The organism is Acinetobacter amyesii, assembly GCF_023499985.1.
GTDB classification, from domain to species: Bacteria; Pseudomonadota; Gammaproteobacteria; order Pseudomonadales; family Moraxellaceae; genus Acinetobacter; species Acinetobacter amyesii.
The window spans coordinates 226,005-240,323 of sequence record NZ_JAMCOU010000013.1; the positions used below are offsets into that span (position 1 = coordinate 226,005).

Here is a 14,319-nt window from a genome sequence, read left to right on the forward strand (position 1 = left end):
CGTCACAACATGTCGCACCTGTTGTGATTTTCATAGAACAAAAGGATGATTTCTGTCACTATACCCTCGTGGAACAGATTTAAACTGAATACATCCACTTGAGTATATTGTTTCGTGACATCGTATTGAGGTTGTAAGATGGATGATAATAAAAGCAAGGCGTTAAATGCGGCCTTAAGCCAAATTGAAAAGCAGTTTGGTAAAAACACCGTTATGCGTCTTGGTGATAATACTGTACAGGCAGTTGAAGCTGTCTCTACAGGTTCTTTAACATTAGATATCGCACTAGGTATTGGTGGTTTGCCTAAAGGTCGTATCGTAGAAATCTACGGTCCTGAATCTTCTGGTAAAACGACTATGACATTACAAGCTATTGCACAATGTCAGAAAGCTGGCGGTACTTGTGCATTCATCGATGCTGAACATGCATTAGACCCTCAATACGCACGTAAACTTGGCGTAGATATTGATAACTTACTTGTTTCACAGCCAGACAATGGTGAACAAGCACTTGAAATTGCAGACATGCTGGTACGTTCAGGTGCCATTGACCTGATCGTTGTCGACTCTGTAGCTGCACTGACCCCTCGCGCCGAAATTGAAGGCGAAATGGGTGACTCACACATGGGCTTACAAGCTCGTCTGATGAGCCAAGCACTGCGTAAAATTACCGGTAATGCGAAACGTTCGAACTGTATGGTGATCTTCATTAACCAAATCCGTATGAAGATTGGTGTAATGTTTGGTAGCCCAGAAACCACAACTGGTGGTAATGCACTTAAATTCTATGCATCTGTACGTTTAGATATCCGCCGTATTGGTCAAGTGAAAGAAGGCGACGAGATCATTGGTTCAGAAACCAAAGTGAAAGTTGTGAAAAACAAAATGGCTCCTCCATTCCGTGAAGCGATTTTCCAAATTCTTTATGGTAAAGGCGTGAACCATTTAGGTGAGCTTGTTGACCTCGCAGTACAACAAGAAATTGTTCAAAAAGCAGGTGCTTGGTATTCATACCAAGGTGACAAGATTGGGCAAGGTAAAAACAATACCATTCGCCACTTAGAAGAACACCCTGAACTTGTGCAAACTATCGAAAAACTGATTCGTGAACAACTTCTGACTACGGGTACAGCACCTGTAGAAGACAAAGACGAAGAAGAACCAGACTTTTTAGATGCTTAATTACAGCATACTTTAATAGCAGACGAAACGCCCTACGGGGCGTTTTGTTTTGCACTCAAAATTTGTATTAAAATGACCCCATGACTAAAGACCATTTTCCACTCTTGCTTGATTATGAAGCACTGAAACAACAGTTTGCAGAAGCTGAAGAAACTACCTGCGTAAATCATGCTGCACAAACTGACATTTCACATGACGATACTTCGGTGATCGATCACACTGCGTTGCATTTTGACACCAATGGTAAAGATGTTCATGCTGAAAAAAAATCGGGACTGCGCGGCTCTCGTCTACGCTCGTACGCTTTTGCAGTACTCACACGTAAAGAATACTCAAAAGCGGATTTAATCGAAAAATTAGCACTGTATGCGGATAGTCGTGAAGAAGTCATACACTTGGTGGAAGAACTCGCACGTGAGAACTATCAAAGCGATCAGCGTGTAGCAGAGATGGTGCTATCGAGTCAAAAACGTAAAGGTAAAGGCCCTAATCGCATAAAGCTCGCGTTAAAAAATAAAAAAGTAGACAGTGAATTAATTCTGGATGAATTAAAAGAAACAGATTGGGTCGCTGAAGCTTACCAGCTCAAAATAAAAAAATTTGGCAAAGCTGTTGAACGTGATCCAAAACAAAAAGCCAAACAAATACGTTTTTTGCAATATCGAGGCTTTGATCTCGATACGATTTTTAAAGTGATTGCACGTAAAGAATTTGATGACGAATAAAAAAGATATAAATCTAAATGAAAAATTAATAAAACTAAAATAAAGAAGAATATAGGATTGAAAAAATGAGAGGACGTTTAATTTATTATTATTGAAACTGGTGGCAACCCTACCAGCAAGACTTCGGCACATCATATTTCTACTACCGTTGCTACCTTCCGGTCCTGGCGGGGTTTATAGAGTACAATTGCGAAGTAACCAGCAGGGCTACCATTGCAAGAACAGAGTATAGTGATTTTTAATAAACATGCAAGCCTAAAACCAAGAATTCCTGAGTAGAAAACACTGTTTGATTATTTATAAATCAATATGATGGTCGATGATGTAGAAAACGTGAAACTTCATCACTATATTTTTACTTTAATACACAGCAAGATTGTAAAAGCTTATTGCAATTCAGATCTTTGGCGTTTTTAATGTGCTTATCGTTTTATCTAAAGCTGTCTGTAATAAAACTATTCTATACGGACATGCTTGTAACTACATGGAATTTTTATGATGTTTAAACAGCATGTATTGTGTGCCCTTACATTGACTTGCTCAGGTGCATTATTTGCCAATATTCCAATTGAATCTCGTGGTTTGAGTGGCGCTAATAATGGTACTGTGTATACAGCAAATAATACGGCCATTCAAACAGGTGCTGGCTCTACCCCTATTCCAACCAATTTGAATTGGCAGCTTATGCAGAAGAACCAACAGCTTGAAAATGAATTGCGTAGCTTACGCGGTAAAATGGAAGAGCAAGACAATATTATCGAACAATTAAAAAGTGAACTTACAAACCGCTATGCAGATTTAGATCAACGTTTAGAACTACTCCAACAAAAAGTAGATCCAAGTGAAGACACAGAGGCCGCGGAGGATAACCAACAAGGTACTGCACCCAGTAACAGCTAATACAGCGCCTACACCTGTTAAACAACCTACGACCCAATCAACATTAAGCTCATCTGCAAACCAACCTGTAAATGCAGGTGGTGACTCACTTGAGCTTGAGAAAGCAGCGTATACCGTTGCTTTAGACGCATACAAACAAGGTGGTGCAAAGAAAGCCATTGCACCAATGAAAAACTTTATTAAGAATAATCCTAACAGTGTCTATATTAGCAACGCATATTTTTGGCTAGCTGAGTTCAACCTTGCTGTTGAACCGACCAACTATGCGGAAGCGAAAAAGAACTATAGTATCGTGGTAGATCAATACCCTGAATCGACCCGCGCGCCTAGAGCGTTATATCAACTGTATAGCATTGCAAAAGACGTCGATCGAAATAGTAGTTTAGCAACGCAGCTCAAAAGCAAGCTTATCCAAAAGTATCCAAAATCTGAAGAAGCAGGCTTTGTTAAAAAATAGTCCTATTTTTAACGCAAAAAAAGACACCTTATAAGGTGTCTATTTTTATTCGCAGTATTTAACGAACGATACCGCGCTTAGACTGCTCAAGTGAGTCAATCAACAATTGCGCTTCTGCCACATCAGGCAAAATTTCAGTACGAATACGCTCAATCGCTTCATTTGTCGTTAAACCATCTTTATAGATCAATTTAAAAGATTCACGTAAACCTTGAATCACATTTTTAGACCAACCTTTACGACGCATTCCTTCAATGTTCATTGCAAAAGCATGGGCTGGATTACCAGATACCATGACATAAGCAGGTACATCTTTCAAAATAAGCGAAGCACCACCGATCATACTGTATGAATCGATTTTACAGAATTGGTGAATACCAGAGTTACCACCTACGATGACGTAATCACCAATGTGGACATGACCTGCAACGCCGACGTTATTAGCAAAGATATTATGATCACCTACCACACAGTCATGTGCAATATGTGTATTTACCATCAATAAATTATGACTACCAACTTTAGTTAGACCCTGATCTTGAACAGTACCACGGTGTAAACTACAGTGTTCACGAATCGAGTTGTGATCACCAATTTCTAACCACGTTTCTTCACCAGCATATTTCAAGTCTTGGCAGACTTCACCAACACTGGCAAATTGAAAAATTTCGTTATGTTGACCAATACGGGTATAACCACCCACCACAACATGTGAATGCAGTTTAGTGCCCGCTCCAATTGTGACTTTAGGACCAATAATACAATATGGTCCAATTTGCACATCCGGAGCAATTACTGCTGATGAGTCAATAATGGCGGTAGGATGAATTAATTCGTTATTGCTCATGCTGTCTCTGTTTTCTGATGCGAAACCATAATTTCCGCGGTTGCTGCGACTACGCCATCTACAGTGGCAACACAATTATATTTGTAAATGCCACGCTTTTGCATCACTAATTCCGATTTTAATACAAGTTGATCGCCTGCAACGACTTGTTTTTTAAATCGAACCTTCTCTGCACCAGCAAATAAGAACAGCGAACCCGCTGAAGGTTTCTCATTATTCATGATGAAGCCTAAAATACCCGATACTTGCGCCAATGCTTCAACAATCAGCACACCCGGCATAATTGGGTATTCAGGGAAATGGCCTTGTAAAAATTCTTCATTAATCGTTACATTTTTATAGCCTACAATCCCGTTGTCAGTCACTTCAACAACACGATCAACCAATAAAAACGGATAACGATGTGGCAAATATTCACGAATAGTCTGAATAGTCATTGGTAATTCAGGTTTTGTGAAAGCTGGGGTATTCGACTCTGTCATCATAATTATTTACGCAATTTAAATGTTGATTCAAGGGACTCAATTTGAGACTGCATATGATCAAGTCGTTTGACCAATTGGGTCAATGGCACATCTGCTAATTGTTTAAAGCGGATTGCTGCCTTTTTCCAAGAACCACTTTCAAGCATTGGCGTACCTGAAGAATAACTCCCAGCAACGGAAATACTTTTTGTGACCATTGACATGCCGGTAATTGTCACATTATCTGCAATATTAATGTGACCTACGATACCAACAGCCCCTGCTAGCACACAATTTTTGCCAATAGTTGTACTACCGGCAATACCACATTTCGCAGCCATTGCCGTATTTGCACCAACTTTGACGTTATGCGCGATTTGCACAAGGTTATCAATAATGACACCATCTTCCAAAATTGTGTCATCTAAAGCACCACGGTCGATACTACAATTTGAACCAATACGCACATCATTCCCGATACGTACAGAACCTAATTGAGCAATACGATGCCATTTCCCTTGATAAGGTGCAAAACCAAACCCTTCACCACCGATCACCGTATTTGCATGGATACGTACACGATCACCTAACTTGGCTTCACCAGTAATCGTCACATGCGAATCGATAAAACAATCTTTACCAATTTCAACACCATGATCAATCTTCACTTGTGATTCAATGCGCGTTCCTTCACCCACCACACTATTCGCACCAATCACCACATAATGCCCAATATAAGCAGTATCAGAAATGATTGCGGAAGGATGAATTTGAGCAGTACTTTCAATTCCTATTTCTACAGATTTTTTTTCAAAAACATGCGTTAGAATAGCGAAAGCCAGATACGGATTGGGTACAACAATGAAGTTTTGCTGTGAAGGGATTTGTGACTGCATGTCTGCAGTCACAATCAGCGCACCAGCCTTAGACTGTTGAGCTTCATTCAGATATTTATCTGCGTTTAAAAATGCAAGCTGATGCGGTTGAGCACTCTCCAAACTTGCCATTCCACTGAATTGCAAGTCTAGCTGGCCAATACATTGACCTTGAACAAGTTGAGCAAGCTTTTCTAAACTGAATTTTTGAGAATTCATTGATTATTTAATTGCATTAACCTTTTGAATCATTTTATCAGTTAAATCAAACTTAGGGTCATACGCAAGTGCTGAATTTTTATTCAAAACAACATCTAACTTATTTTCTGTGCGCAATTGTTCTGCAACTTGCTTGATTCGACTATCCATCGTGCGATTTAAGGACTGGATATTACCTTGAACCGAAGCTTGAACTTTTTGCTGTAAATCAGTCAGCTCTTTGAGTTTAGTTTGATACTGTTGACCCATTTGCTGCTTTTGCGCAGCAGTCAACTTATCACCACCCTGCTGAGCTTTCTGTTGCATTGCTTCCAGCTCTTTAGCCAGTGATTCAATTTTAGTGGTTTGTGGTTTCAACTGCTGTTGAATTTGAGCATTTTGTTGTTTTAGATAAGTGCTTTGATCCACAACCTTTTCTAAATCAACCACACCGTAACCCGCTGCATGTACCACAGCAGAACACGACACACCCAATACCGCCAAACCAGCAAATAATTTATTCATCTTATCAACCTGTAATTTTGTTATTCCCAGAAGGGTCCTACTTAGAACGTACGACCAATCTCGAATTGAATTTCTTTTGTTTCATCGCCAGCTTTGTCATTCAGTGGGAATGCATAACTCAGTGAAATTGGACCAATCATCGTGATCCAAGTAAAGCCTGCACCAACACTATAACGCATGTTATTCATATCAAAGCCGTAGTTATCTTTACAGTATTGACGGTCTTCACTAGATTTAGGAACGTCACATTGAGTGTCAAATACTTGTGCGCCTTCAGCAAACAATACTGGACGAACTTGACGCGCCCAATCGCCTTTAAATGGCACAGGTAAAGCCAATTCAGTACCAAATTGAATTAAAGCATTACCACCGACTTCTTCTGGATCGTAGTCAACCTGATTTTGCGCATCATAATACACACCAGGATATTTCGGCCCTAGAGTACTGTTGTCATAGCCACGTACTGAACCAAAACCACCTGCATAGAAGTTTTTATAGAATGGTAAATCATTACCATAGCCTAACTTACCGTAACCACGTAACACAAAGTCTTTACCTAGTGGGAAATAAGCTTGTGCGTCGTAAGTGATTTTTTGATATTCAACATCACTACCTGGTAATGCAATTTCGGCATTGACGCGGTGTGACATACCCGATGTAGGGAATACCGGGCGATTCAAGGTGTTGTACGACCAACCCAAGTTAAGGTTATAAGTTAAGAAATCACCTTTAAACGCACTGTCGTACGATTCTTCAGGTACTGCACAAGTGTTGTGAGTAACAATTTTATTACCCTTATCATCTAGTACAAAATCGCCATTCTCATCAGTTTTGTATACAGGCACAGTTAATTGCGAATTACCAGATGCATCAGTAGGACAGAAAGATGTCGTATCCGTTGCTTTCCCACCATTTGCTAGTAAATAATCACGCACATAGGTAGAAACATATGGACCTGTTGTCACTTCGGTATTATCAATATTCAAACCCATACTGATACTTTGGTTTTCATCGATCGGATAACCAAAGTTGATACCACCACCAAAACTATCAGTGACGTAGTTGTTAACGTTATAGTCGTTATCTAACTTGGTTTTACGGTAGTACAAGTTATAACCACGGCGTACACCATCAATAGTGAAGTATGGGTCAGTTACACTGAGGTTATAATAATCTTGAGTCTCTGAACGAGACAAATCGATAGAAACTGCATTACCTGTACCCAAGAAGTTGGTTTGACTCAAACCTGCTTGGAAAGTTACACCGCCACTTTGTGAGAAACCAACAGCTAAAGTACTTGTCCCCGAATGCTGCTCTTCAACATTTACATTTAAATCAATTTGATCTGGCGTGCCCGGAATACGTGCAGGCTTAACATCAACGGTTTTAAAGAAACCAGTACGTTCTAAACGCACTTTAGACAAATCAATTTTTTCATTACTTGCTAAGGCGCCTTCCATTTGACGCATTTCACGACGTAGAACTTCATCAGCTGTTTTCGAGTTACCTGTGAAATTAATACGGCGAACAGTGACTTGCTGACCCGGATTCACATAGTAATTTAAATCAACCAATTTGGTGTCTTTATTGATTTCAGGAACAATGTTCACTTCTGCAAAGTAGTAGCCTGCATTACCATATTTACGAAGTAAAAGCTGTTTCACACCATTCACTTTTTCTTGTGAATATAAATCGCCATCTTTATAGAGTTTTAAAGCGTTTAAATCAGTTTGCGTATAAAGCGTATCACCTAAGAAATGGGTTTCACCAAACTTAAATTGTTCACCTTCATCCACCGAAACTTCGATAAAGACGTGTTTTTTATCTTCACTCAAATTTAGACTTGAATTGGTAATGTTGAAGTTGATGTAACCTTTGTTGAGATACATCGCACGTAACGCTTCTAAACTCGCAGCCATCTTTTCACGTGCATAGCGGTCATTACGAGAAATGATCGAGTTCCAACCACTTTCTTTTAATGCAAAAATTTGTTTAATTTCGCTTTCTTTAAAGACCGTATTACCAATGATATTAATATCAAATACTTTGGCAGATTGACCTTCTTCAAACTCGATTAAGACATTGACACGGTTATTCGGTTGAGCGGTTGTAATCACTTTTACATCAGCATCGTAGCGACCTTGCTGCATGTACTGTTGTTCTAATTCAGTTTCAACCGTTTGCAAAGATGATTTCTTTAAAACTTCACCTTCGGACAGACCCATTTTCTTTAAGCCTTCTTCCAAGGCTTCTTTAGGAATAAGTTTATTGCCTTTTAGTTCAACTTTAGAAATTACTGGGCGTTCAACCACTGTATATACAAGGGTATTACCGACTTGTGAAGACTTCACATCATCAAACAAACCCGACGCAAACATGCTACGAATTGAGTTTGAAATGATTTGATCATTGACACGATCACCAGCGGAGAATGGGATCATTCCGGCCACATTGTCAGGAGTTAAACGCACTAAGCCATCAACACGAATATCTTGTACTACAAAATCATCTGCTGCATATACTTGTTGTGCTACGGCCATAGCACTAACCAGTGCCAATGGCATAAATAAATGTTTGTGCTGCATGCCAGTCTTTTCCGCTGTTAATTTATTTCGTATAACGTTCTTATAAACGCATAATGTCATTGAATAGAGCCAGTAGCATCATGCTACCCAGCAATACCATACCAATTTTTAATCCAACCAATTGTATTTGTTCAGAAACAGGTTTACCACGAATTAATTCAATAAAATAGTAAATTAAATGACCGCCATCGAGCATAGGAATCGGTAGTAAATTTAAAATACCCAAGCTTACACTCATCAGTGCCATAAATGAAATGAAGGTTTGCCACCCCATCTCAGCACTTTGTCCAGCCACTTTCGCAATAGTAATCGGACCAGATAAATTATCTAAACCAACCAAACCACGCACCATTTTTACAATAGAATTCAGGATCATACTAGATATCTGACCTGTTTTTTCTACCGCTTTGCCCATCGCCTCTACAGGCGTGTATTGAATGGTTTGTTTGTATTCGGCTGGAATATTGACTTTACCCGGATCACTTTGTACACCTAAAAGCCCTGTAACTTTACCCATTTGGTCACGCTTACCTTGCGGCATCACGCTTAAATGCACAATTTTATTTTGTCGTAAAACATCAATTTTAAGTAACTTTTCTGGAGAAGCTTGTACAACTTGTACAACATCAAACCAGTCTTTCATTTTTACGCCATCGATCGAAACAATTCGATCACCCACTTGCATCCCTTGGCGAATCGCTGCGCCATCTTCACTGAGTTTTGAAACCACTGCAGGAATTTTAGGACGATACGGTGTAAAACCTAGAACATCGAGTGGTGACTGAGTTTGATCACGTAAGAAACTTTGAATAGGTAAACTGAAGTTTTGAATTTGCCCTGCTCGTTCAGCTTGAATTTGAATATTGCCAGTTTCACCTACACGATCAACCAAGGCATAATTCAAGCGCTCCCAAGTGGATACTTGAGTGCCATCTACGGCAGTAATTTTATCACCAGACTGCATTTGCGCAGCCGCTGCAGGCGTATTCGGTAAAATTTTACCTACGCGCGTATTGAGCTGTTCCTGAGCTGGTAAAAATAAAATCCAAAACAACACTACTGCAAAAGCCAAGTTAATGAGTGGCCCTGCCGCAACAATTGCAATACGCTTCCAAGGGTGTTGTCGGTTAAATGCTTTTGGTAAGTCTTCTGCTGCGACATCACCTTCTCGTTCATCCAACATTTTGACATAACCACCTAGTGGTAATGCAGACAGTTGATATTGAATACCCGACTTCTTTGACGTCCACTTAAGTAGTGTTGGGCCAAAACCAATCGAATACACCAAAACCTTTACGCCCAGTTTACGTGCAACGAAATAATGCCCAAATTCATGAATCGCTATCAGCGGTCCAAGTAGCAATATTGCTGCAATAATCATAAACAAGGCATTCATGTTTTAACTTCCTGAATTCAATACTGCTTTTTCAGCAACCATACGTGCCGATTTATCTGCATGCAAAATAACATCAATATTATTTGCAGCTGAGTTTTCAACTTGCCCCAACACATGTTCCACAATTTGAGGGATTTGAGTAAAGCCAATTTTCTCATGCAAAAATGCTGCCACGGCGATTTCATTGGCTGCATTTAAAATCGTAGGAGCTAAGCCCCCAGCCTTCATGGCTTGACGTGCTAATTTTAGTGCTGGGAATCGCTGTATATCAGGCTGTTCAAAGTTTAACTGTGAATGAACAAATAAATCTAATGGAGGCACATGTGTTTGAATACGCTTCGGCCATGCTAATGCATGAGCAATAGGCGTACACATATCAGGATTACCCATTTGCGCCAAAGTCGAACCATCTACATATTGAACCATTGAATGAATGATACTCTGTGGATGGACAACAACTGTTACAAATTGTTCTTCAACTGCAAAAAGATGACAGGCTTCGATCAATTCCAAGCCTTTATTCATCAGCGTTGCAGAATCAACAGAAATTTTTTGCCCCATCGACCAGTTTGGATGCTTACAGGCTTGAGCAGGCGTTACACTTTGTAATTGTTCTAAACTATGATGTAAAAATGGACCACCAGATGCGGTGAGTAAAATCTGTTTGACACCCAATTTTGGCTGACCATGACGCTCACCTTGTAGATAAGTTTCAGGCAAGCATTGGAAGATTGCATTATGTTCAGAATCGACCGGCAGCAACAAAGCATTATTTTCACGTGCGGTCTGAATCATGATGTCACCCGACATAACCAGCGCTTCTTTATTTGCCAGTAAGACACGCTTACCTGCTTTCGCAGCAGCCAATGTAGGTAGCAATCCTGCCGCACCCACAATAGCGGCCATGACCACATCAACTTGTGGATGTTCTGCTACTGCGATTAATCCGGCTTCATCATGCAGGATTTCAATATCAGTTAATTTTTCAACTACAAGTAATTGGCGCAGTTCATCCACTTTATTGAATGGAACAACTGCGATTTTCGGTCGATATTGTTTGCATATTTCGACAAGTTCTACAATTCGGCTATGTGCAGTGACTGCAAAAACTGAATACTCTTCGGGGTGCTGTTGCAGAATCTTTAAAGTACTTTGACCAATGGATCCTGTTACACCCAATATACAAACAGATTGTGACATCTATAAATCTACGCCAATTAATTTTAAAACATACATACCTGCCGCAAAGATAGGTGCTGCAGCAAGCAACGAGTCAATACGATCCAGCACACCACCATGTCCGGGAAGAATACGACCAGAATCTTTGATCCCTGCACGACGCTTGATCATCGATTCAAATAAATCACCAAGTACTGAACTAAATACTGTTATTACTGAAAGTATTAAAAATAAAATATGTTCAGCGATGCTTAAATCAAGATAAATAATTTCAACAACAATAACAATTAGCATTGCAGTGAATAGACCGCCATATAAACCTTCGATCGATTTATTTGGGCTCACATCTGGTGCAAGTTTTTTCTTACCAAATTTACGTCCCACGAAGTATGCACCACTGTCTGCACCCCATACCAACAGGAACAGATACATGAGCCACCAAGGTGAGTTCATCCACACAGAAAAAATAGCAGTTACCGCAGCAGGAACTAAGACTAAACCAATACCACTCAGACTCGGGTTATACCAGTTATCGTAATCAGGATAAGACTTCACCCAATAGACACTTAAGATCCAAGTAAAGATCGAAGCCGCCCAAAGCAGTAATGCAACATCTGTAAAATGCAATGCTAGTGCTGAAAGAATAGCAGTGACTAGACCATAGCCCCAAGCGAAAGGTTTAATCACATTTTGTGTATTCCGCGGCATGAGTTTGAACCACTCATAACCAGCGACAGCTGATGCAATAATCATCAGCACAAGCATTGGGTATTTAGACTCGGTTGCAAACATGCAACTCAATACAACTAAAACCAGTACCAATGCGGTTATTATCCGCTCTAACATTTATTTATTCTCAAACTGCTCTTGTTGAATCTGCTCTGAGGTCTTACCAAAACGACGTTCACGACCACCAAATACCGCTAGTGCATCGTCAAATTCTTCAATGGTAAATTCAGGCCATAATGTCTGGGTAAAATAAAGTTCTGCATAAGCAGCTTGCCAAAGCAAGAAGTTCGAAAGACGGAAATCACCACCTGTACGAATTAACAAATCTACCGGAGGTAGATCACTTAAACTGACATATTGACCAAAGACTTCAGCATCCACTGCTTCAAGATTTATTTTGTTAGTTAAAACATCTGCTGCGATTTGTTTTGCAGCCTGTGCCATATCCCACATACCACCGTAACTAATTGCAATAGTTAAAGTCATGCTGTCGAAATTAGCAGTCCTTTGTTCGGCTTGCAACATTAAGTCACGTAAGTTAGGAGATAAACGAGAACGATCACCAATAAAACGTAGGGAAATGTTAAATTTTTCCATACGCGGCAACTGCTCATGAATGGTTTCTTCGAGAAGAGCCATCAACAAATCAACCTCAAACTGAGGACGATTCCAATTTTCACTCGAAAAAGCAAAAACGGTCAGTGCTTGGATATTTCTTTTACGACAATGTTCAACGATGGGATCTAGGATGTCCTTTCCAGAACGATGCCCTTCACCTTTTTGCATTTGATTCTTTTTGGCAAAACGATTGTTGCCATCCATAATGATGGCAACATGTTTTGGAAGACGGGAAGTTTCTTCAGATGAGGTCATTAAAACTTAGACCTTCATCAATTCAGCTTCTTTTGCAGCCAGACGTTTTTCAACTTCAGCAACGAATTTGTCTGTGATTTTTTGAATGTCATCACCTGCACGACGCTCATCATCTTCAGAAATTTCTTTTTCTTTCAACAATGCTTTGATATCACCCAACACATCACGACGGATGTTACGGATCGCAACTTTTGCATTTTCAGCTTCGTTACGTGCAACTTTCTGCATGTCTTTACGTGTTTCTTCTGTTAATGCAGCCATAGGAACACGAATGGCATCAGCAGTAATCGGGTTTAAGCCCAAGTCAGATTCACGGATTGCTTTATCAATTGCAGCAACCATTGAACGTTCAAAAGGCTGAACAAGTAAAGTACGAGAGTCTTCTACACCCACGTTCGCCACTTGGTTTAATGGCACATCAGAGCCATAGTAAGGAACCATAACACCATTTAAAATTGATGGGTGCGCGCGGCCTGTACGAACTTTGGCAAAACCATGCTCTAGAGAATCTAGAGATTTATTCATACGGTCTTCTGCGTCTTTTTTAAGATCGTTAATCATGTGATCTTCCTAACTTAATTCGAAAAGATGTAAATTCTAAAATAGCTTGTAGTATAAAGAGCTTTAGGGCCCACGTACATTAGTTAGTAACGTGAGTACCCTCTTTTTCACCCATTACCACTGAAAGTAATGAACCTGATTTGTTCATATCAAATACTTGAAGTGGAACGTTGTGGTCACGGCATAAGCAGATCGCTGTTAAATCCATCACACCCAGTTTTTCATCTAAAACTTGGTCAAATGTTAATGCATCATATTTCACTGCATCTTCATATTTGCTTGGATCTTTGTTGTATACGCCATCAACTTTCGTCGCTTTAAGAATAAGATTGGCTTCAATCTCGATACCGCGTAAGCATGCTGCTGTATCTGTCGTAAAGAATGGGTTACCTGTACCTGCGACAAATACACAAACTTCGCCACGTGTTAAATGACGAATTGCATCACGGCTAGAATATGATTCAACTACAGCACCAATGGGTAAAGCTGACATTAGACGAGTTTTGATATTACGACGTACCAAAGCATCACGCAGTGCCAAACCGTTCATCACAGTGGCCAACATACCCATTTGGTCACCTGTTACACGGCCAACCAAACCATCTTTTTGTAATTGGCTACCACGGTAAAGGTTACCACCGCCGACAACGATACCCACTTGAACACCCAAACCAACAAGGTGCGCAATTGCGAGTGACATTTGATCGAGCACTTGTGCATCGATACCCATCTCTTTATTGCCCGCTAAAGCTTCACCTGAAAGCTTAAGCAGGATGCGACCAAAACGTGGTTTTTTAGAATCAAGCATCATCAACTCCGAATT

The 14,319-nt window shown here is 40.0% G+C and carries 13 protein-coding genes, 1 other RNA gene and 1 pseudogene; 3 read left to right on the forward strand and 12 right to left on the reverse strand.

Annotation, left to right across the window (positions count from 1 at the left end):
• Positions 1–138 precede the first annotated feature (138 nt).
• Positions 139–1,182, forward strand: coding sequence for a recombinase RecA (recA, locus tag M5F03_RS02600; RefSeq protein ID WP_078193524.1), 1,044 nt, complete (start codon positions 139–141; stop codon positions 1,180–1,182).
• An 80-nt stretch (positions 1,183–1,262) separates the two neighbouring features.
• Entirely contained in the window at positions 1,263–1,907 is a 645-nt protein-coding gene (locus M5F03_RS02605; protein WP_249706399.1) for a regulatory protein RecX, read from the forward strand.
• A 107-nt stretch (positions 1,908–2,014) separates the two neighbouring features.
• On the opposite strand, the gene ffs is transcribed toward M5F03_RS02605, so the two are convergent.
• An RNA gene (gene ffs / locus M5F03_RS02610) (signal recognition particle sRNA small type) lies at positions 2,015–2,111 on the reverse strand.
• A gap of 291 nt (positions 2,112–2,402) precedes the next feature.
• On the opposite strand from ffs, the pseudogene M5F03_RS02615 reads away from it, so the two are divergent.
• A pseudogene (locus tag M5F03_RS02615) lies at positions 2,403–3,264 on the forward strand (YbgF trimerization domain-containing protein).
• A 58-nt stretch (positions 3,265–3,322) separates the two neighbouring features.
• Here the strand turns inward: M5F03_RS02615 and lpxA are convergent.
• The 11 genes from lpxA to pyrH form a co-directional block, all read right to left on the reverse strand.
• Positions 3,323–4,111, reverse strand: coding sequence for an acyl-ACP--UDP-N-acetylglucosamine O-acyltransferase (lpxA, locus tag M5F03_RS02620; protein WP_180102163.1), 789 nt, complete (start codon positions 4,109–4,111; stop codon positions 3,323–3,325).
• Entirely contained in the window at positions 4,108–4,593 is a 486-nt protein-coding gene (gene fabZ / locus M5F03_RS02625) for a 3-hydroxyacyl-ACP dehydratase FabZ (RefSeq protein ID WP_171263789.1), read from the reverse strand. The genes lpxA and fabZ overlap by 4 nt, the downstream gene beginning before the upstream one ends.
• 5 nt (positions 4,594–4,598) lie before the next feature.
• Positions 4,599–5,669 carry a UDP-3-O-(3-hydroxymyristoyl)glucosamine N-acyltransferase gene (gene lpxD, locus M5F03_RS02630; protein ID WP_180170099.1) on the reverse strand — a complete coding sequence of 357 codons (1,071 nt, stop codon included), beginning with the start codon at positions 5,667–5,669 and terminating at the stop codon, positions 4,599–4,601.
• A gap of 3 nt (positions 5,670–5,672) precedes the next feature.
• Positions 5,673–6,173, reverse strand: coding sequence for an OmpH/Skp family outer membrane protein (locus M5F03_RS02635; RefSeq protein ID WP_180127944.1), 501 nt, complete (start codon positions 6,171–6,173; stop codon positions 5,673–5,675).
• Between the two features lie 41 nt (positions 6,174–6,214).
• Complete coding sequence (gene bamA / locus M5F03_RS02640; RefSeq protein ID WP_372491108.1) at positions 6,215–8,818, reverse strand: outer membrane protein assembly factor BamA; 2,604 nt, start codon at positions 8,816–8,818, stop codon at positions 6,215–6,217.
• Positions 8,799–10,154, reverse strand: a complete 1,356-nt coding sequence (gene rseP / locus M5F03_RS02645) for an RIP metalloprotease RseP (RefSeq protein ID WP_180102160.1) — start codon at positions 10,152–10,154, stop codon at positions 8,799–8,801. The genes bamA and rseP overlap by 20 nt, the downstream gene beginning before the upstream one ends.
• A gap of 3 nt (positions 10,155–10,157) precedes the next feature.
• A complete protein-coding gene (gene ispC, locus M5F03_RS02650) occupies positions 10,158–11,354 on the reverse strand; it encodes a 1-deoxy-D-xylulose-5-phosphate reductoisomerase (RefSeq protein ID WP_249706401.1) in 1,197 nt (398 codons plus the stop codon).
• Positions 11,355–12,179 (reverse strand): phosphatidate cytidylyltransferase, encoded by an 825-nt coding sequence (locus M5F03_RS02655; protein ID WP_249706402.1) that lies wholly within the window; start codon positions 12,177–12,179, stop codon positions 11,355–11,357. It lies immediately after the preceding gene.
• Complete coding sequence (uppS, locus tag M5F03_RS02660) at positions 12,180–12,935, reverse strand: polyprenyl diphosphate synthase (protein WP_111883757.1); 756 nt, start codon at positions 12,933–12,935, stop codon at positions 12,180–12,182.
• 6 nt (positions 12,936–12,941) lie between these two features.
• Positions 12,942–13,496, reverse strand: a complete 555-nt coding sequence (gene frr / locus M5F03_RS02665; RefSeq protein WP_078188724.1) for a ribosome recycling factor — start codon at positions 13,494–13,496, stop codon at positions 12,942–12,944.
• Positions 13,497–13,575: 79 nt separating this feature from the next.
• Positions 13,576–14,304, reverse strand: coding sequence for a UMP kinase (gene pyrH / locus M5F03_RS02670; RefSeq protein WP_078193535.1), 729 nt, complete (start codon positions 14,302–14,304; stop codon positions 13,576–13,578).
• Between the last annotated feature and the right edge of the window lie 15 nt (positions 14,305–14,319).